The sequence below is a fragment of the Delftia sp. WSY_16 genome (assembly GCF_043104415.1).
Classification (GTDB): Bacteria; Pseudomonadota; Gammaproteobacteria; order Burkholderiales; family Burkholderiaceae_C; genus Comamonas; species Comamonas tsuruhatensis.
The window spans coordinates 30,973-49,955 of the sequence record NZ_JBICKS010000002.1; the positions used below are offsets into that span (position 1 = coordinate 30,973).

The 18,983-nt window shown below is 69.2% G+C and carries 18 protein-coding genes and 1 riboswitch; of the genes, 7 read left to right on the forward strand and 11 right to left on the reverse strand.

Features of this window, described 5'->3' with window-relative positions; all coding sequences use genetic code 11:
* The 5 genes from ACF8O7_RS00335 to ACF8O7_RS00355 all read right to left on the reverse strand — a co-directional run bounded on the left by ACF8O7_RS00335 (position 1) and on the right by ACF8O7_RS00355 (position 6,385).
* Positions 1 to 1,497, reverse strand: coding sequence for an acyl-CoA reductase (locus ACF8O7_RS00335; RefSeq protein ID WP_392441956.1), 1,497 nt, complete (start codon positions 1,495 to 1,497; stop codon positions 1 to 3).
* Entirely contained in the window at positions 1,494 to 2,612 is a 1,119-nt protein-coding gene (locus ACF8O7_RS00340; protein ID WP_016453240.1) for a hypothetical protein, read from the reverse strand. The genes ACF8O7_RS00335 and ACF8O7_RS00340 overlap by 4 nt, the downstream gene beginning before the upstream one ends.
* Before the next feature lie 67 nt (positions 2,613 to 2,679).
* A riboswitch (TPP riboswitch) is annotated at positions 2,680 to 2,771 on the reverse strand.
* 60 nt (positions 2,772 to 2,831) lie between these two features.
* Positions 2,832 to 3,881 (reverse strand): DUF418 domain-containing protein, encoded by a 1,050-nt coding sequence (locus tag ACF8O7_RS00345; protein WP_279495022.1) that lies wholly within the window; start codon positions 3,879 to 3,881, stop codon positions 2,832 to 2,834.
* On the reverse strand, positions 3,878 to 4,504 hold the full coding sequence (locus ACF8O7_RS00350) for a TetR/AcrR family transcriptional regulator (protein WP_279495021.1): 627 nt from the start codon (positions 4,502 to 4,504) through the stop codon (positions 3,878 to 3,880). Before ACF8O7_RS00350 ends, ACF8O7_RS00345 begins: the two co-directional genes overlap by 4 nt.
* 51 nt (positions 4,505 to 4,555) lie before the next feature.
* Positions 4,556 to 6,385: a CocE/NonD family hydrolase gene (locus tag ACF8O7_RS00355; protein WP_074924050.1), complete on the reverse strand. Its 1,830-nt coding sequence runs from the start codon at positions 6,383 to 6,385 to the stop codon at positions 4,556 to 4,558.
* Positions 6,386 to 6,601: 216 nt separating this feature from the next.
* Here ACF8O7_RS00355 and ACF8O7_RS00360 point away from each other — a divergent pair, with 216 nt between their 5' ends.
* Entirely contained in the window at positions 6,602 to 7,102 is a 501-nt protein-coding gene (locus ACF8O7_RS00360; RefSeq protein WP_016450569.1) for a MarR family winged helix-turn-helix transcriptional regulator, read from the forward strand.
* A gap of 6 nt (positions 7,103 to 7,108) precedes the next feature.
* On the opposite strand, the gene ACF8O7_RS00365 is transcribed toward ACF8O7_RS00360, so the two are convergent.
* On the reverse strand, positions 7,109 to 7,996 hold the full coding sequence (locus ACF8O7_RS00365; protein WP_016450570.1) for a 4-hydroxyphenyl-beta-ketoacyl-CoA hydrolase: 888 nt from the start codon (positions 7,994 to 7,996) through the stop codon (positions 7,109 to 7,111).
* Positions 7,997 to 8,191: 195 nt separating this feature from the next.
* Here ACF8O7_RS00365 and ACF8O7_RS00370 point away from each other — a divergent pair, with 195 nt between their 5' ends.
* The 5 genes from ACF8O7_RS00370 (at position 8,192) to ACF8O7_RS00390 (ending at position 13,703) form a co-directional block, all read left to right on the forward strand.
* On the forward strand, positions 8,192 to 9,901 hold the full coding sequence (locus ACF8O7_RS00370) for a tannase/feruloyl esterase family alpha/beta hydrolase (protein ID WP_160854530.1): 1,710 nt from the start codon (positions 8,192 to 8,194) through the stop codon (positions 9,899 to 9,901).
* A gap of 170 nt (positions 9,902 to 10,071) precedes the next feature.
* Entirely contained in the window at positions 10,072 to 11,220 is a 1,149-nt protein-coding gene (locus tag ACF8O7_RS00375; protein WP_016450572.1) for a porin, read from the forward strand.
* Between the two features lie 47 nt (positions 11,221 to 11,267).
* Positions 11,268 to 12,260, forward strand: coding sequence for a tripartite tricarboxylate transporter substrate-binding protein (locus ACF8O7_RS00380; protein ID WP_074924056.1), 993 nt, complete (start codon positions 11,268 to 11,270; stop codon positions 12,258 to 12,260).
* 71 nt (positions 12,261 to 12,331) lie between these two features.
* On the forward strand, positions 12,332 to 12,817 hold the full coding sequence (locus ACF8O7_RS00385; RefSeq protein WP_016453247.1) for an Rrf2 family transcriptional regulator: 486 nt from the start codon (positions 12,332 to 12,334) through the stop codon (positions 12,815 to 12,817).
* A complete protein-coding gene (locus ACF8O7_RS00390) occupies positions 12,804 to 13,703 on the forward strand; it encodes an NAD(P)/FAD-dependent oxidoreductase (RefSeq protein ID WP_392441960.1) in 900 nt (299 codons plus the stop codon). The genes ACF8O7_RS00385 and ACF8O7_RS00390 overlap by 14 nt, the downstream gene beginning before the upstream one ends.
* Positions 13,704 to 13,790: 87 nt before the next feature.
* Here the strand turns inward: ACF8O7_RS00390 and ACF8O7_RS00395 are convergent, their stop codons facing one another.
* The 3 genes from ACF8O7_RS00395 to ACF8O7_RS00405 all read right to left on the reverse strand — a co-directional run bounded on the left by ACF8O7_RS00395 (position 13,791) and on the right by ACF8O7_RS00405 (position 16,718).
* A complete protein-coding gene (locus ACF8O7_RS00395) occupies positions 13,791 to 14,009 on the reverse strand; it encodes a hypothetical protein (protein WP_012206342.1) in 219 nt (72 codons plus the stop codon).
* Between the two features lie 61 nt (positions 14,010 to 14,070).
* The gene (gene blaOXA, locus ACF8O7_RS00400) at positions 14,071 to 14,883 is read right to left on the reverse strand and encodes a class D beta-lactamase (RefSeq protein ID WP_392441963.1); all 813 of its coding nucleotides are present in this window, start codon (positions 14,881 to 14,883) and stop codon (positions 14,071 to 14,073) included.
* Positions 14,884 to 15,026: 143 nt separating this feature from the next.
* Positions 15,027 to 16,718, reverse strand: coding sequence for a long-chain fatty acid--CoA ligase (locus tag ACF8O7_RS00405; RefSeq protein ID WP_016450578.1), 1,692 nt, complete (start codon positions 16,716 to 16,718; stop codon positions 15,027 to 15,029).
* A gap of 227 nt (positions 16,719 to 16,945) precedes the next feature.
* Between ACF8O7_RS00405 and ACF8O7_RS00410 the strand changes: the two genes are divergently transcribed.
* The gene (locus tag ACF8O7_RS00410; protein ID WP_074924061.1) at positions 16,946 to 17,485 is read left to right on the forward strand and encodes a pyridoxamine 5'-phosphate oxidase family protein; all 540 of its coding nucleotides are present in this window, start codon (positions 16,946 to 16,948) and stop codon (positions 17,483 to 17,485) included.
* 1 nt (position 17,486) lies between these two features.
* On the opposite strand, the gene ACF8O7_RS00415 is transcribed toward ACF8O7_RS00410, so the two are convergent.
* Entirely contained in the window at positions 17,487 to 17,990 is a 504-nt protein-coding gene (locus ACF8O7_RS00415) for a hypothetical protein (protein WP_016450580.1), read from the reverse strand.
* A 2-nt stretch (positions 17,991 to 17,992) separates the two neighbouring features.
* Positions 17,993 to 18,895, reverse strand: a complete 903-nt coding sequence (locus ACF8O7_RS00420; protein ID WP_338500415.1) for a LysR family transcriptional regulator — start codon at positions 18,893 to 18,895, stop codon at positions 17,993 to 17,995.
* Positions 18,896 to 18,983: the final 88 nt, after the last annotated feature.

Sequence of the window (18,983 nt, forward strand, 5' to 3'; positions counted from 1 at the left end):
TCAGTCCGCATACGGCGCAAACGGCTGCGCCGCCGCCTCGGCAGATTGCTCTATCTCGGTCATGCGCACCAGGTCCAGCAGGTTGAAGCGGCCGTCATGGTGCCAGCCGGCCTCGGGCATGCTCATGGAGCCGATGGCACTGATGCGCGTGACGCCGGCCGCGCCCAGCAGGCCGGCCAGGCGGTACAGCTGCTCGGGCGAGGCGGCAATGCCGGCCGTCTGCAGGTAGTCGCGCTGCGCGGCCACCACGGGCACGGCGTCATCCAGGCGGTCCACGCCCACCACGGCAATCGTGCGGTACAGGGCCGTGGGCGCCAGCGGCTGCAGGCTGTCGCTGTACGCCACGCTCCAGGGTGCGTCCACCGGACCCAGCAGTTGCTGTTCGTCACCCGACCATTCCACGGCCTGCTGCCAGCGGGCCACGGCGGCGCCCTCCTCCAGCTCCAACGGCCGGCGCGCAAAGCGCCGCTGCAGGTTGGCCAGCTCGGCCGCCAGGTAGTCGGCAAAGGCACGCGGCGGCACGGGGGCACCGCGCTCCACGTAGAAGACATGGGGCGAGTAGCAACCCTGCTGGTCGTAGCGCATCACGTCCCAGGCCGCCAGCCGCGCCACGGCGGGCGCCTTGAGCGTGTCCAGCGCCTGGGCGCCCACCATGCCGAAGCCCAGCTTGTGGCCATGCGGCAGAAAGCGCGTGGTCACGGGCAGGCGCTGGCGCAGCGCCTGCAGCGTCTGGTTGCCGCCGTAGGCGAGCACGGTGTCGGCCTCGGCATGGAGCGCGGCGGCTCCACCGCCATCCACGCCATCGGCGCCATCCGCCCCATCCACACCACCCGCGCCGCTCCACCACACCACGGCCAGGCAATCGGCCAGCGGCGGGTGCACCTCGGCCAGCAGCCGTGCGAACCAGCCCGCGAACAGCGGCTCGGCGCTGGCCAGCTTGCCAATGGCGGGCGCCTTGACCAGCAGGCCGCAGACCAGGCTCCACAGGGACAGCGCAGGCACATTGCCGGCCCAGCTGTGCATCAGCAGATCCGGCCCGAAGGCGCGCACCGCGCCGCCCTTGGGCGCGGGCTGGAAGCCGTCGAGCACGGCCGGGTTGGCAAAGTCCTCCGCCACGAAGCGCCGCAGCTGCGCGGCGCGGAAGGTCTTGAAGAAGCCCGTCAGCCCCAGGCGCACCATGTCGGCGTCATAGCCGCTGACCACGGGCAGCCAGGCCTCGGCCTGGCGCCGATAGGGATCGCTGCGGTCCAGCAGGCGGGCGATGGCGCGGTCGATGGCGTCGATGATCTCGGCCACGGGCATGGCCCTGAGGTGGCGGTCTGCGGCTCGGCGCACATGGGCTGCCAGCGCATGCATCTGCGGGCCGGTCAGCAGGGGCACGGAGACTTCCAGCCGCACGCCGCCGCGTTCGAAGGGCAGCACATGCCACTGCACCTCGTCCTCGCGCAAACCAGGCAGTTCGGGCAGGTAGCCGGCCGTGATCCGCTCGATGTTCATGCAGCAGCGGCCTTCACGAATTCATCGACCGCCAGCGAGCAGCCCTTGGCCGCTGCGCCCTCGGCACGCCCCAGCAACAGGAAACCGCTGTTCTCGCCATGGCCGGCCCACAGGCCCACGTCCTCGGTGAGGATGGTGGTGACCGCGTTGTAGTTGGCCAGGTCGCAGTGCACGAGAATGCCGCGCTCGCCGGGCGCCACGCTGCGGCCGGTGACGGGCTCGACCAGGCGCGAGCGTATCCAGTGCGGCCCCGACTTGACCGAGGGCAGCGTGGCATTGCCGTCGTCATAGAACTGCGTGCTCAACTCGGTCATGCCGTACATGTTGATGCAGTGGCTGCGCGGCACGCCCAGCAGCCGGGACAGGTCGGCGTAGAAGTCCTCCAGCGGCAGCTCGCGCGACTGGCCCTTGTAGCCGCCCGTGTCCAGGATGCGGCTGCCCGGCGGCAGGCAAAAGCTGCGGCCCTGCTCGCGCAGCGCGTCCATCACATGCACCAGGCTGAAGCTGGCGCCCAGCAGCGCATAGGGGCGGCCGCTGCGCTCGGATTCCTCCAGCACGGCGCACAGGCCGGGCATGTCCAGGCCGTCGGGGGTGAGGAAGTAGCGGCTGTCGGGAGTGCCGAATTCCGTCTTGGCCAGCGCCAGGTAGTGGGCCAGCGAAGAGTTGGGCATGGCCTGCTCGTCGGGAAAGAGGATGCCCATGGGCAGGCGCTCGTGCCCGGCCATGAAGCGCTGCGCGAAGTTGCGCGTCATCGACGCATCGTAGACATCGAGCGCTGGATGGAAGTGGCGCCCGCGCGCGGACAGTCCCTTGGCCTGGCCCGTGGTGCCGCTGGTCATGAACACGCGCTCCGCGGGCGAGGCCGGCTCGCTGCGCAGCTCCATGGCCTTGAACGCATCGATGGGCACGGCGGGAATGTCGCTCCAGGTCTTCACATTGCGCAGCGTGGCGCCGCGCCGCTGGCAGAAGCTGCGAAACGGCGCATTCGATTCGTATTGGTAGGCGAACAGCCGCAGGGCCAGTGCATCGAACTGCTCGTCGGTGCAGCCGTCCATGGCGATGAATGCAAGCAGGTCTGCGACCAGAGAAGCCGCCTGGGGCCGGGCCTTGTCCATGGAATTCCTTCGAGAGCTGGGACGTGATGCTCCGAAGGCTCCCCCGGCCGTGGCGCATGGGCGGCCACGCAGGGGTGCAGGCTCTTCTTCCGCCGGAATGACCCGGTTCAAGTTCTCGGGTGTGGATCTCAGCACTGGCGTGCACCCCGGAGCGGAGGGCTATCTTACAGCAGGGTCGCCAACGCCGCAGGCCCGGGGCCATCGCCCTGCAAGACTGCGTCAGCCCAGTGCCGTCAGCCGCCGCATCACCCATTCCACGGGCCCCTGCGCCACCTTCTTGCTCCAGGCCCAGGCGGCCAGGCTGGCGATGATCACGTACAGCGCGGCGGCCACGGCCACTTCGCGCAGGCTGCGTGAGCCGTCCAGCGCGCCCATGGCCTCCAGCAGGCCCATGCCGATGAGGATGTGTGCCAGGTACAGGGTCAGCGTCATGCGCCCGGCCGGCAGCAGGCCGCGCCACGGTCCACCGGGCCAGCGGTCGGCCAGCCGCAGGCAGGCGCCTATGGCAATGCTGGCGCAGCCCAGGCCCATCAGCAGATAGGCAGGGCCGGGCGGCATGGGGCCGGTGCCCAGCCAGGGCGCCCAAGCGCTGCGGGCCGCAAGCGCCGAGACGGCGCAGGCCAATCCCACCATCACGCCACCCGCAGCCACCAAGGTCCATTGCACGCGCGGCTCGGCCAGCGGCAGGCTGGCCAGCAGCATGCCGCACAGGAAGAACGCAAACCACGGCAGCACCGGATGGAAGCCGTTGAACAGCAGGTTGCGCGCAAAGCCGGCCGGCTCCCACAGGCCCTGGTAGGACAGGCTGGCCCAGTCCCAGCCCTGGCTGTAGTCCAGCTGCAGCAAGGCCCAGGCGGACAGCATGGCCACGGCCGCCATGCCGGCCAGCAGCGTCCTTGCGCCGGCCTGCAGCCAGGCGATGGCCAGCACGAAGTAGACCGCGTAGTAGTGAATGATGTCGGCCGGAAAGATCACCAGGTTCATGCCACCGGCCACCAGCAGGAACAGCGCGCGGCGCAGCGTCCAGAGGCGCGCCGTGGCCGGCTCCAGCGAGCGCGTGGCCAGCACCAGGCCCAGGCCTGCCAGCACCACGAAGGTGGCCGAGGCCTTGCCCTCCAGGAAATGGAAGAACGACAGCAGCCAGCCAGGCTCCTGCAGCGCGGGATGCATGGCCTGCTTGAAGTTGACGAACACCATGCCTGCCAGCGCCAGGTAGCGCGCCAGGTCCAGCCCCGCCAGGCGGGCGCCCCTGCCGGTGGCGTGCCTCATGTCGCGTCCCCCCGTGCCTCGCCTCCAAGAAGGCAGGCCAGCAAGGCGGGATGCAGCACATCGACCCCTTCATCCGCCCCCGCGTCTTCTTGCGGCGTCACCGCCAGCGCAAAGCGCAGCGCATCGCTTTCCACGGCATCCAGCAGCAGTTGCGCGGCCAGGCGCACGGGCACGGCGGGCCGCAAGAGGCCCTGCTGCGCCCCGCGCTCCATGAAGCCTGCCAGGCCGTCGAGCATGCGCCTGCGGTTGGCCTCGAAGGCCGGCGCCAGGCCCGGCGAACGCGCGATCTCGGACAGGCACTCGGCGCTGAGCACGGCCCATTCCCGCTGACGGCACAGCGCCTGGTAGGCGGCCAGGAATTGCGCCACCACCGGCAGCGAAGGGGCTGCGGCCCGCTCCAGCGCCTGAAGCAAGGGCAGCAGCTCGGTCTGCTCCTGCGTGGCGACCTCGGCAATCAAGGCCTCCTTGCTGTCGAAGTGGTTGTACAGGTTGCCCAGACTCACCGAGGCGGCCTGCGCAATGTCGCGCATGCTGGTGCAGTGAAAGCCGCGCTCCACGAAGCACTGCAGGGCAGCCTGCACGATGAGGGCCCTGCGCTCGCTGATGTCTTCCTTCTTTTTCATGCCCCGAATGATGAACGAACGTTCATTCATAGTCAACACCGGGGCACGAAGTCACAGCGGCGGCATGGGGCCCACGCCCGGCGGAACAGCCTCCTCGTTGGGCCTGCAGGGCTGGCGCAGCATGCGCCGGCAGTCCGGCAGTTGCCGCTCATGGGCATAGGCGATATGGCCCAGCACGATCTTCGACGGCCGGCTGCGGTCCAGCCAGACGGTGTTGGTCGAAGGCGTGGACAGATGGTCGAAGGCCCAGTACCCGGTCTGCGAAGGCGTGTCCAGGGTCACGCGCAGGCTGGAGCCCGCGCGGAACACATGGGCGAATTTCTGGATTTCCACGCGCATCAGCGTGGGCTCGCCGGGGCGCAGCGGGCGCACGGCGGCCTCGGTGAAATCGCCCCAGGGCCGCAAGGCGGTGGAGCGCTGGCCGTCCAGCGCGCGCATGGAGGCACGCAGCCAGCCGCGCTGCACGAACATCTCCTGGCCGTCGGGACGCACCTCCGAGACGGTGACCTGCACATCGGTGTCGCCGGCCGTGGCGCTGAGCCACAGGTCCAGCGAGGCCTCGCCATAAAAGCTCAGCGCGCGCGGCAGCGGGGCCGTGGTAAAGCGCAGCAGGCCCTGCCCGGCGGGGCTGGCCATCCATTGGCCCGCGCCGGACTCGGTGTCCGCGTCGGGATGGTTGGCATCGGCGCCCGGCAGCGGGTAGCGGTAGCTGGCCGATTGGCGCTCGGCCTGCGGGGGCGCATCGCCCAGCCCGCCGCCCGGCTGCAGCCACAGCGTCATGGGCGTGACGCGCACGGGCAGCCGGTCAAAGCTGGCCACGGCCGAGGGGCGCAGCTGCCCATAGTCGCCCCCACCGTTCATCCACTGCATTTCCTGCGCCAGCAGCACGCGCGGCGTGTGCTCGAAGCCGTTGCTCTCGCCCTTGAGAAAGCGCGCGTAAAAACGCTTCATGGTCTCGCGAATAAAGGGGGCGCTGTCGGTGTGGTGGTCGCCGTTGGAGCTGATCAGCCACATCTTGTCCGGGGCGATGCTGTCCTCGTAGTAGCCCATGCGGGTGCCCACCTGCTCGTCCTGCCAGGACTGGGTGCCCAGCGTGGGAATGTCGATGCGGTGCGTGGTGTACATGGCGCTCTTGCGCGCGTAGCGGGCGCCGAAGAAGCGGTCCTCGTCCAGCCAGCGCGCCATGTCCAGGTCGGGGCGCTGGATCTTGCGGATGTTGTCCTCCACCACCTGGGCGCATCCGGTATCGCCGTCCAGAGCCTTGGCGTCCTCGGCGGCCTTGCGCCATATCGCGGGGAACTGCCCCCACCAATTGGCGGGAAAGCCGATGTTCTGGATGCCGCCCGGATAGGCCACGTCGCGGTAGGGATCGGCCACGTTCTTGCCCGGCGCGATCGCCTTGAGGCTGGGCGGACGCTGGGCCGCCACCCACAGCTGGTCGTAGCCCGAGTACGAATAGCCCACCATGCCCACCTTGCCCGTGGACCACGCCTGGCGCGCAGCCCACTCCACCGCGTGCGCCCCGGCCGCGCCCACGGAGGCGTCGGCCCACTGGTTCTCGCCCGTGGAGCAGCCCGTGCCGGGCACGTTCAGGCCCATCACGGCATAGCCTTCCTTGGTCCATTCCTGGGTGGTCTGGTCGGTGACCGAGCCCGATCCGTAGCCGTCGTACTCCATCAGCACGGGAAACGGCCCCGGCCCCTTGGGAAAGACCACCGAATAGCGCATCTTGTTGCCGTCAGGCAGCTGGATGTAGCCCCAGATGCGCGGCCCGGGGTTGGTGCTGCCCGACGAGCCCCCGCCGCAGGCCGCAAGGCCCAGGGCAAGGGTGGCGATGCCGGCCGCGCCGAGCCACGCGCGGGAATGGCGAAAAGTCATCATGGATGGTCCTCCTGGTTGCTGATGCAGTCATGCCCGCAAGGGGGCAGGCCGCAATGTAGGACCGTCCGGGCGCATGGCGCACGCGCAGGCTGAAGGGGGGCTGAAGCACGCCTGAAGACAGGCTGAAGGCGAACGCGGCCAATCGCCACGGCCTTAGGCCCCGGACCACGGCAGCCGCGCGCCACACTATGATTCGATTTTCAGTTCCTTGACCCCATGCCCCGCGCCCGCACATCCAAGCCCGCTCCGTCCGAAGAGAACACGGCCCCGTCCGGCACCACAGCGCCGGGGCCGTCCATCGACGCCTCTTTCCTGCACACCCTGGTCGGCTACAACGCCCGGCGTGCCTCGATGTCCATCATCGAGGTGTTCGTGGAGCGCATGGCCACCCACGATCTCAAGATGGTGGAGTTCTCCGTGCTCTCCCTGGTGTCCCACAACCCCGGCATCACCTCGCGCCAGCTGTGCGCGGCGCTGGACGTGATGCCGCCCAACCTGGTGGGCCTGATCGCCGCGCTGGAGCGGCGCAAGCTCATCGAGCGCCGCCCCCATCCCACAGACCGCCGCGCCGTGGGCGTGCACCTGACGCCGGCCGGCGCCGAACTCACGGCCCAGGCAGAAAGAACGGCGGCCCAGCTGGAGATGGATGCCACCTACCGCCTGACCGATGCCGAGCGCAAAACGCTGATCCAGCTGCTGCAGAAGATCTACAACTGAGCGCGCTCAGTCCGCCTTCTGCGCGGCGGGCCGGTCCAAGCCCAGCAGCCGCACCGCATTGCCCTTGAGGATGCCGGGCATCACCTCGGGCTTGAAGCCGGCTTCCTGGAAATCCTTCATCCAGCGCTCGGGCGTGATCAGGGGATAGTCGCTGCCGAACAGCACGCGGTCCCTGAGCAGGGTGTTGGCGTACTGCACCAGCTGCCGGGGAAAGTACTTGGGGCTCCAGCCCGACAGATCGATCCAGACATTGGGCTTGTGCAGGGCCACGGACAGGGCCTCGTCCTGCCAGGGAAAGCTGGGGTGGGCCATCACGATCTGCATGTCGGGAAAGTCGATGGCCACGTCGTCCAGGTGCATGGGATTGCTGTAGGCCAGGCGCAGGCCGCCGCCGCAGCGCATGCCGCTGCCAATGCCGCTGTGGCCCGTGTGGAAGATGGCCGGCAGTTGGTGCTCGGCCACCACCTCGTAGATCGGCCAGGCCATGCGGTCGTAGGGATGGAAGCCCTGCACCGTGGGGTGGAACTTGAAGCCCCTGACGCCCTCTTCCTCGATCAGCCGCCGCGCCTCGCGCGCACCCATGCGGCCCTTGTGCGGATCGATGCTGGCGAAGGCCACCATCATGTCGCTGTTGGCCCGCGCAGCCTCGGCGATCTCCTCGTTGGGAATGCGGCGCCGGCCCAGCTGCGATTCGCTGTCCACCGTGAACATCACCAGGCCCAGGTTGCGCTCGCGGTAATAGGCAACGGTCTCGGCGATGGTCGGGCGCCGGCCGTTGCCGAAGTACTTGTCGGCGGCGCGGTCGTACTCCTCGCCGTAGTTGTCGAACGGGTTCCAGCAGCTCACCTCGGCATGCGTGTGGATGTCGATGGCAATGAGTTTTTCGTGGTCCATGTCTGTCTCCTGTGCGGCCTGCTGCCTGCCCCGCAATCAAGGGGAAGTCCCAATAAGAAATTCGCAAAGGCCGCTTGAATTGGTTATTAAATATAACCAAAATCGCGGCCATCAGAAAGCGATGCAGATGCAGGCAACGGCTGCCACGCAACGGATTCGCGCTGAGGCTTCACACCACCTTCCGAGGAGACAGACATGGACAGAAAGATCCACAAGACCCGTTCCCGCGCCTTGCCGGCCGCGCTGGCCGCCGCCCTGCCCGCCCTGCTGCTGTCGGCCTGCGGCGGCTCGAGCGACGGCATCGCGCAGCTGGCCGAGGCCCGCCCCGCCACGCTGCTGTCGTGCACGGACCTGGCCGCGAAAATATCCTTCCCCAACACCCGCATCACCGCCGCCGAGACCGTGGCCGCCGGCACGCTGGCGGTGGCGGGCAAGCCCATTGCCGAGCACTGCCGCGTGACCGGCCGCATGCACGAGCGCGTCAGCACCGTGGATGGCCAGAACTACGCCGTGGGCTTCGAGATGCGCCTGCCGCGCGACTGGAACGGGCGCTTCTTCTACCAGGCCAACGGCGGGCTGGACGGCGTCGTGAGCACGGCCGTGGGCGCGCTGGGCGGCGGGCCGCTGGGCAATGCGTTGCAGATGGGCTTTGCCGTGCTCAGCTCCGATGCGGGGCATGCAGGCAGCCTGGGTCCCTTCTTCGGCCTGGACCCGCAGGCGCGGCTGGACTATGGCTACCAGGCCGTGGGCAAGCTCACGCCCATGGCGCGCAGCGCGCTGCAGACGGCCTATGGCAAGGGGCCTGACCGCTCCTACCTGGGCGGCTGCTCCAACGGCGGGCGCCACGCCATGGTGGCGGCCTCGCGCTATGCCGACCAGTACGACGGCATCATCGCCGGCAACCCCGGCACGCGCCTGCCGCTGGCGGCCATTGCCAACATTGCCGGCGCCCAGGGCTATGCGAAGCTGGCGACCACGCCCTCGGACCTGGGCACGGGCTTCACCCAGGCCGAGCGCCGCCTGGTCAGCCAGGCCGTGCTGGCCCGGTGCGATGCGCTGGACGGGGCCACCGACGGCATGGTGCAGGCCGGCGCAGCCTGCCAGGCGAGCTTCGACCTGTCGCGCGACGTGCCCACCTGCGGCGGCGCGCGCGACGGCAGCTGCCTCAGCGCCGAGCAAAAGAGCACCATTGCCGGCCTGTTCAAGGGCGCCACCACCAGCGGCGGCAGCCGCATCTACAGCAGCTTCCCATATGACGCGGGCCTGGATACGGCCGGCTGGGCCGGCTGGAAATTCTCCAACCCCATCAGCCGCGACTCCGGTGCCGTGGCCTTCATCTGGCAGACGCCGCCGGAAAGCGCCGCCAGCTTCAACGACGCGCAGTTCGCCCTCAACGGCAGCGTGGACAGCATGCTGGCCAAGGTGCAGGCGACCAACGGCACCTTCACGGAAAGCGGCCTGTCGCTGATGATGCCGCCCGACTACGGCAAGCTGCCCGTGCTGCGCAACCGGGGCGCCAAGCTCATGGTCTACCACGGCACGGCCGACCCCATCTTCTCCAGCGATGACACCGTGCAGTGGTACGACACGCTGCGCCGCAACCATGGCGACGCCGCCGACTTCGCCCGCCTGTACCTGGTGCCCGGCATGAACCACTGCAGCGGCGGCCCGGCCACCGATCAGTTCGACATGCTCAGCTCCCTCGTGGCCTGGGTGGAGAAAGGCCAGGCGCCGGACCGCGTGATCGCCAGTGCGCGCGGCGCGGGCAACGCGGGCGGCGCCAACGCCGACCTGCCCGCCAACTGGTCGCCCACGCGCACCCGGCCGCTGTGCCCCCATCCGCTGGCCGCCCGCTACAACGGCAGCGGCGACATGGAAAGCGCTGCCAGCTTCAGTTGCCGCTGACCATGCACTGAAGGCGGGCGGCGCCTGAACGGCCCGCCCCCTCCGCCCCCATCCACCCCTTGTCCGCAGTCCCGCCCCCGGCGGGGCCGGGCCCCGCTGCGCCCGAGAAAAGGCGCGCGGACACCCACGCCAAGACGGCAACGATTTTTCAAACCAGAGGAGACATCACCATGAAAACCACCCCATCCCCGCGGACCCTGGCGGCCACCGCCGTGCTGGCCCTGGCCGGCTCCGGCGCCAGCTTCGGCGCCTTCGCGCAAGGCACCTCCAGCGTCACGCTCTACGGCATCGTCGATGTGGGCGTGGAGCACCTGAACAATGTGGCGGCGGGCGGCGGTCTCAGCCGCATGCCATCGACCACCAGCATGGTGCCCTCGCGCTGGGGCCTGCGCGGCAGCGAGGACCTGGGCGGCGGCCTCAAGGCCATCTACACGCTGGAGTCGGGCTTTGCGCCCGACCAGGGCACCTTCAACCAGGGCGGGCGCGGCTTTGGCCGCCAAAGCTGGGTGGGCCTGGGCGGCAACTGGGGCAGCCTGACCATGGGCCGCCAGAACTCCATGCTGTTCTGGTCGCTGCTGGACTCGGACATCATCGGCCCGGCCGTCTTCGCCATGGGCTCGCTGGATGCCTACATTCCCAACTCGCGCGCCGACAACATGCTGGCCTGGCGCGGCAACTTCGGCGGGCTGGCACTGGGCGCGGGCTACAGCTTCGGGCGTGACACCGTCAATGCCGGCCCCAGCCCGGCAGGCACCAACTGCCCGGGCGAGAGCGGATCGGACACGCAGGCCTGCCGCCAATGGTCGCTGTACGCCAAGTACGACACACCGGCCTGGGGCGTGGCGCTGGGCTACGAGCAGCAAAACGGCCGCACGCCGGCCTCGTCCACCGACCCGGTGTTCGGCGGCATGAACTCCAGCGCCAAGCATGACGAGCGCCTGCACCTGGGCGGCTACTTCAAGCTGGCCGGCGTGAAGATCGGCGGCGGCCTGCTGCGCCGCGACAACGACGGCGACGCCGTCAAGCCACGCAGCAACCTGTGGTACGTGGGCGCCTCCTACCCGGTCACCGAGGCCCTGGTGCTCGAAACCCAGTGGCTCACGCTGCGCTACCGCGGCGTGTCGGGCTACGACTCCGACCTGCTGGTGGCACGCGCCATCTACAACCTGTCCAAGCGCACGGCCGTCTACACGCAGCTCGGCCACATCCGCAACGACCGCCTGGCGACCGTCTCGGTCAGCGGCGGCGCGCCGGGCAGCAACACCGCGCCGGGACGCTCGCAGACCGGCATCAACGTGGGCATCCGCCACATGTTCTGAGCCGCTTCCATCCGCCTGCCTTTCCCATATTCACCAGGAGACATCCCATGCAGATGCATCGCCGTCATTTCGTCCAGGCCCTGGGCAGCGCCGCCGCCCTGGGCTCGCTGTCACCGCTGCAAGCCCTGGCCCAGGCACTGGACCAGGTCAAGATCATGTACGGCTTTCCGGCCGGCAGCTCGGGCGACAGCGTGGCCCGCCGCGTGGCCGAGCGGCTGGGCAGCACGCCCTACAGCAAGGGCCCGGGCTTTGTGGAGAACAAGCCCGGCGCCGGAGGCCGCATCGCGGTGGAGGCCTTGAAGAACTCCCCGCCCAACGGTTCCGTGCTGGCACTGGCCCCCGTATCGGCCTTCTCGGTCTATCCCCACATCTACCCCAAGCTGACCTACAGGCCCGAAGACGCAACGCCCGTATCGATTGGCGCCGTGATCTACCACGGCCTGGCCGTGGGCCCCGCCGTGCCGGCCGAGGTCAAGACGCTCAAGGACTTCCTGGCCTGGGCCAAGGCCAACCCCGACCGCGCCAGCTTCGGCTCGCCGGGCGCGGGCTCCATGCCGCACCTGCTGGGCGCGCTGCTGGGCCTGCGCTCGGGCGTGGAGCTCAAGCACGCGCCCTATCGCGGCACCGTGCCGAGCATCACGGACCTGGTGGGCGGCCAGATCGCGGCCACCATGAACCCCAGCGGGGACTACCTGCAGTACCTGAAGGCGGGCCGCCTGCGCGTGCTGGCCACCTCGGGCAGGCAGCGCTCGCCCTTCCTGCCCGAGGTGCCCACCTTCACCGAGCTGGGCTTTCCCGATGTCACGGTGGAGGAATGGTTCGGGTTCTACGCGCCCGCCAAGACACCGGCCGCCACCATTGCCAACGCCAACGCGGCCATCACGGCCGCGCTCAAGGACAAGGCCGTGATCGACGGGCTGGCGGCCCTGGGCCTGCTGGCGCGCGGCAGCACGCAGCAGGAGATGGCCGCCGACCAGCAGGCCGAGTTCGAGCGCTGGAGTTCGCTGGTCAAGCAGATCGGGTTCACGGGCGAGTCCTGATGGCGCACCCGGACGGCAGGTCCATATCCCTTCGCGAAACAAGGCCACACTCATGCAACAAATAATGTTGCATGAAACAGAACAGCCAATTCTCGGACGTCCTGCATGTGCTGCTGCACATGGCTGAGGGCGATGGACCTGCCACCTCCGACATGCTCGCCGCCGCGCTGCAGACCAACCCGGTCGTGCTGCGCCGGCTGATGTCGGGCCTGCGCGATGCAGGCCTTGTCACCTCCGCCAAAGGCCATGGCGGGGGCTGGGTGCTGTCTTGCGAGCTGGACCGCACCACGCTGCGCGACGTGCATGAAGCCTTGGGCGCCCCTGATCTGGTGTCGCTGGGCTTCAGGGAAGACCGGCCCGAATGCCTGGTCGCCCAGGCCGTGAACGAAGCGCTGAGCAACGCGGTGCAGCAAGCCGAGGCCGCCCTGCTCGCGCGCCTGGGCTCGGTGACGCTGGCTGCCCTGTCCCAGGACTTCCATGCCCGCCTGGCGCGCCACCGCGCAGCGGGCGGCCAGGGCTGGTACCAACTGCAGGAGCACCAGCATGAAACACATTGATTTCGCCGTCATCGGCGGCAGCTATGCCGGCCTGTCCGCCGCCCTGCAACTGGCGCGTGCGCGCCGCCAGGTGCTGGTGGTCGATGCCGGGCTGCGGCGCAACCGCTTCGTGGACCAGGCCGGCGAAACATCGCACGGCTTTCTCACCCAGGATGGCGTCGCCCCCGCCCAGATCGCCGCCCAGGCCCGGCAGCAGCTGATGGCCTACCCCACCGTGCAGTGGCTGGACGGCACGGCCGAGGACGCCCGCGTGGCGCCCGATGGCCGGCTGGAGTTCCGTGCAGCGGGCACCGCCATCAGCGCCGCCCGCCTCGTCCTGGCGCCGGGCGTGCATGACAGCCTGCCGCCCGTGCCGGGACTGGCCGAGCGCTGGGGCCGCAGCGTCTTCCATTGCCCGTACTGCCACGGCTACGAGATGAATGCGGGGCGCATCGGCATCATTGCCAGCTCGGCCCTGGCCCATCACCACGCCGTCATGCTGCCCGACTGGGGCCAGACCACCCTGCTGCTCAACGGCGCCTACGCGCCAAGCGCCGATGAGCTGGCCGCCTTCGCACGCCGCGGCACGCAGGTGGAGGCCACCCCCATCGCCCGCCTGGAAGGCCGGGCCGACGTGCTGCTGCAGGACGGCCGCCGCCTGGTCATGGATGGCCTGTTCACCCAGCCGCGCACCCGCATCGCCAGCCCCGTGGCCGAACAGCTGGGCTGCGCCCTGGAAGAAGGCCCCATGGGTCCCTTCATCAAGGTCGCGGAAGGCCAGGCCACCAGCGTCCCCAACGTGTTCGCCTGTGGCGACGCGGCTCGCGCCGCCGGCAACGTGGCCATGGCGGTGAGCGATGGCGCCATGGCCGGCATTGGCGCGCACCGGTCGATGATGGGATGGTGAACTGCGGCGCCTGCCCTAGAGCGTGCTATGCACTTTGATGTGCCCGCGAAAGCCGGGAAAGGGGTCCGGGACGAGGCGTAGCACGCTTTATCCGAAGACCGCGCCGCCCGCATCCAGCGAGGGCGGCCGCAGAAGATCGGCATTGACGCCCATGGCCTCGCTGGCCCGCTCCACGGCCTGCCAAAGAGGGGCGGGCATCTGCAGTATTTCCTCGGGGGAATTCGCGCGGGCAATCCAGTCGCTGATCTCAACGTGCTGCTCGGGGGTGAGCAGGTCCAGGTTCAGCATTTCGTCAATGGTCTTCATCGGGTGTCGGTCTGTCGCTCGTGTGCGGAAGGTGTACGGAAAAGGAACGGCCCGTGCATTGTCAGCGGTCCACGGCAGGCAGTCGCTGCAGCAGGGCATCGCGGGCGCGCAGGCCGGCATTGGGCTTTTGCGCCTGCTCGTCCTGGATCAGCGTGGCGAACACCAGCCTGCGCTGGTCCTTGGTGGCCCAGCCCACGTACCAGCCATAGGCCCGGCTGGCGTCGTAGCGGTTGTCGCTGCCCGGCGAGCCCGTGCCCGTCTTGCCATGCACGGTCCAGCCGCCCACGGCCACTGGATGCCGGGTGATGCGCGCGGTCATGTCGATGGCTTGACTGTTCACGGGCAGTTCCCGGCGCACGATCCTGCGCATGAAGGCCACCTGCTCGGCCGCCGAGATGCGCAGCGAAGACACCACCCACACGCCGTTGTGGCCCGGGTCGGCCACTGGCACGGCAGAGACATCCTCGTTGCCATAGCGGAAGGCCTTCACGTAGGCGTCAAAGCGCTGCTGGCCCAGACGCATCACCACCTGCTGCGAGTACCAGAACACCGAGTCTTTCATCCACGCCTGGGGCGTGATATCGCGCCGCCAGGCATCGCCGCCCCAGTCCGGATACTCCGGTTGGTACGGCCACGCGGGCCGGGATTCGTCCTGCAGGATGCCGGCGTCATAGCCCATCAGGCTGATGGCGATCTTGAAGGTGGACGCCGGCGTGACCCGCTCGGCGCAGGCCGGGCCGCTGTGCACCAGGGACTGGCCCGTGTCGGCGTCGGCGACGATGGTGCACAGTTCGTGCGCGACAACGGGGACGGGAACGGAAACCCAAAAAAAAGCTGCCACGGCCGTGGCAGCGGTTCCAGGAAATCTATGCATGTGCTGTGCGCTGCGGTGTTCGTATCTAGCGCGCGATCATAGATGCGCGCGCAGCCTTTGCAGAGCCCCTGCAGCAAACAGCCCCACGACGCCCTGGGCAAGCGCGTGTGGGACTTGCCCATGGATGGGAACTGCCCGCGGGGCTACGCCTGCGCCTCCTGCAACTGCCGCCACATCACCTTGCCGCTGCCGCTCTTGGGCAGGGCCTTGACGAACTCCACCACCTTGGGCGCCTTGTAGACGGCCATGTTCTCGCGGCACCACTGGATGATGTCCTCGGCCGTGGTGTCTTCCTTGCCGGCACGCAGCACGACGACGGCCTTGACCGACTCGCCCCGGTAGGCGTCGCGCGTGGAGATCACGCAGGCTTCCTGGATGGCGGGGTGGCGGAACATCAGCGACTCGACCTCGGCCGGCCAGACCTTGAAGCCGCTGGCGTTGATCATGCGCTTGAGGCGGTCGGTGATGAAGTAGTAGCCGTCCTCATCCACGTGGCCCAGGTCGCCGGTGCGAAAGAACCGCTTGCCGTCGATCTCCATGAAGACCTGGGCCGTGGCGTCGGGGCGCTTCCAGTAGCCGTCGAAGACCTCGGGCCCGTGGACCACGATCTCGCCCTGCTCGCCCTGGGGCACTTCGGCACCGGTGTCAGGATCGATGACGCGCGCCTCCGTGCTCATGAAGGGAATGCCCAGGCACTGCTGCTTGGGGTGCTCGGACGGGTTGCTGTGCGTGGGCGCAGCGGTCTCGGTCAGGCCGTAGCCCTCGCAAAAGCGCAGGCCGTATTGCTCCAGCAGGCGCTGGGCCACGGCCTGGGGCATGGCCGCGCCGCCGCCGCCGATGTACTTGAGGCTGGTGAGGTCGAACTGTGCGAAGTTGGGGCTGCCCAGCAGGTCGATGACCATGGTGGGGATGTTGGTCCAGCTGGTGACCTGGTAGCGCGAGATCAGCCGCCCGGCCAGCTCGCGGTCCCAGCGCGGCATGACCACCACGGTGGCACCCATGAAGATGGCCGTGTGCAGCACCGACACCATGCCCGTGATGTGGAACATGGGCACCACCGCCAGCACGACCGCCTCGCTGGTGCCGCTGCCCCAGTAGCTGCCGGCCACCGCGTTGTGGTTGATGGAGCGGTGCGGGTGCATGCAGCCCTTGGGGTGGCCCGTGGTGCCGCTGGTGTAGGGCAGCACGGCCATGTCGTCGCGGCCCACCACATGGGGCGGCGCAGCGTCGGTGCAGGCCAGGGCCTGCTGCCAAGTGTGGACGCTGCCGCCCTCCAGCACAGCCGGCTCGCGCCGGGTGAGCAGCCAGTCGTGCCACTGCGCAGGCGGCGCATCGTCGCCCTGCACACCGGCATCGAAGGCATCGGTGAACTGGGTGACGATCAGGTGATCGAGCCGCTGGCCCGGCGCCAGCGCGTTGCTGGCCTTGGCCAGCTCGGGGGCCAGGTCGGCCGTGGTGATGGCGACCTTGGCGTCGGCGTCGGTGATGTAGTGCTTGAGCTCCTCGGCCATGTTCATGGGATTGACCGGCACCACCACGGCATTGGCGCGGAAGATGGCGTAGTGCGCCAGGATGAGCTGAGGCGTGTTCTGCATCAGCAGGATCACGCGGTCGCCGCGCTGCACGCCCAGGCTGTGCAGGTAGGCCGCCATGCGTTCCGTGCCCTCGCACAGCTCGCGGTAGCTGATGGAGCTGCCGAAGTAGCGGATGGCCGGCTTGTCGGGATAGCGGCGCGCGTTGACGGCCAGGTTCTCCCATACGCTGGTGGCGGGCACGGTGATGGAATGGGGCAGACGGCTGGGCCAGAAGGCGTGGTGCGCGGGCAGGGTCGACATGGACGGATGGGCGTTGAATGGTCGGTGAGTGGATCGGACGGCGGCAATCCGCCTTGCCAGCGAGGCTAGGCGCACACCCGGTTCCCGGCATTGGGGAAGGCCCCAGGGAATCGTCGCCAAAGTGACGCTTGAGCGCCCATGGCATACCGATGCCACCGCAACTCGCCTTGTGCTTTCGCAAGCCGGCCACGGGCACGCCACAAGTACGCCACGGGTACGATGGCGCCATGCCCTCCACGCCCGCCATGCCCCACCTGTCCCGCCTGCAGCTGTCGCTGCGCGATCTGCTGGCCCGCCGCCGCAGCGCGGCCCTGGCCACCCAGCCCGCCGACTCCCCTGCCCCCGGGGCTGGCGATGCACTGCCCGCTCCCCGTCTGTCCATGGTGCCCTGGGCCTGGAATGCGCAGTTTGGCTGCTTTGTGCTGCACGTCAGCGCGCTGGCAGCGCACACGCGGGCCATGGAGCTGCACCCGGCCGTCAGCCTGCTGGTGTGCGCGGCCGAAGTGGACGGCGAGGGCGTGCATGCACTGGAGCGCGTGGCCATTGAAGGCGTGGCCAGCACACCTCCGCCCGGCAGCGTGCTGGCCGATGGTGCGCGCGACAGCTATGTGCTGCGCTTCCCCGAAGCCGCGTTCATGACCGATCTGGGCGACTTCCGCATTGTCTGCATCACGCCATCCATCGCCCGGCACGTGGCGGGCTTTGGCGCGGCGCGCGATGTGTCGGCCCATGACCTGATCGAAGCACTGAGCATCCAGCCCAGCTGACTCACGTGCCCCGCACGTGGGCCGCGATCAGGGCGCCCGCCGCATCGCCCTGCCCCGCCACGCAAGCGCGCACATGGTCCTCCCACATCTGGCCCTGCTGCTCCACCTGGGCATGGACAAAGCGCTGCAGCATGCGCCGGGGATCGTCGCAGCGCTCGTAGGCATAGGGATCGCCGCGCGTGCACAGCGCCTTGAACTGCAGCCAGGCCGCCTGCCGCGTGACGGGCATGCCCTGCAGGCGCTGCCACTGGTGCAGCAGCTCATGGGCAAAGATGCCTGCGATCTGCGGATGCGACAGGCGCAGCGGCTGGCGCGGATCGGACTGCATGAAAAAGGCACGCGGCATGAAGATGCGCCCGCCATTCATGGACAGCGCCCTGCGCGTGTCGCCCAGGCGGCGCAGATAAAGGCGCATGCGCGGCAGCAGCGCATCCAGCGAGGCACCGAAGTGCGTGCGCACAAAGGCCTGTTCCTGCGCATCGAGCGGCCGGCTCCAGAACACCATGCTCAGTCCCCCGGCCCCTGCCGATAGCGCCGTGCCATGAAATCCACGAAGGCACGCACGGCCGGGCGCAGATGCCGCGTGCGCGGATACAGCGCGTGGTAGCTGTACTGCCCCAGATGAAAACAGGGCAGCACCCGCACCAGCTGGCCGCGCTCGATGGCCGAGCGCACGGTATGCCAGGTCAGCGCCGCAATGCCCCGCCCCGCGCGTGCGGCCTCGAAGATGGTGGCCACCGAATCGGTGCGCAATGCCGCTAGCGGCTGGACCTCGGTGACAGCGCCCTGCCCGGACAACACGCTCCAGCGCAGCTGGGCCGGACCCGCAGCAAAGGCCAGGGCGCGGTGCGCGGCCAGTTGCTCTGGCGCCTGCACCACCCCGTGGCGCATCAGATAGGCGGGCGAAGCCACCAGCACCAGAGGCGAATGCGTGAGCAGCCGCGCCTGCAGTCCACTGTCCGGCAATTGCCGGCTGATGCGCACGGCTGCATCCACGCCCTCGGCCACCAAGTCCACCAGCCGGTCGGTGCACAGCAGTTGCAGCTCCAGATCCGGGAATTGCTGCTCGAACTCGGGCAGCCAGTCGCCCAGCTCGATGGCGCCCACGGCCAGCGGCAGCGTGATGCGCAGCACGCCCGCCACGCGTGCGCGGCGCACGGCCAGCGCGGCCTCGGCCGCATCGAGCTGCTCCAGCAACTGCACGCAGCTGAGGTAGTAGCTGCGCCCCGCCTCGGTCAGGCTCAGCCCGCGCGAATTGCGCTGCAGCAGCTGCGTGCCCAGCTCCGACTCCAGCCATTTGACATGGCGCGAGGCGGTCGAATGCGTCATGCCCAGCCTGTCCTGCGCCGCCGTGAAGCCCTGCGCATCCACTACGCCGCAAAACACCCGCATGGCCTGCCATCTGTCCATTGCCCGTGCACTCCTTTGGCGGGGATTGTGGGGCATGCGGGCGGCCGCATTCCGTTGCGCCACAGCCCCACGCCGGCCCCTTTTCCGA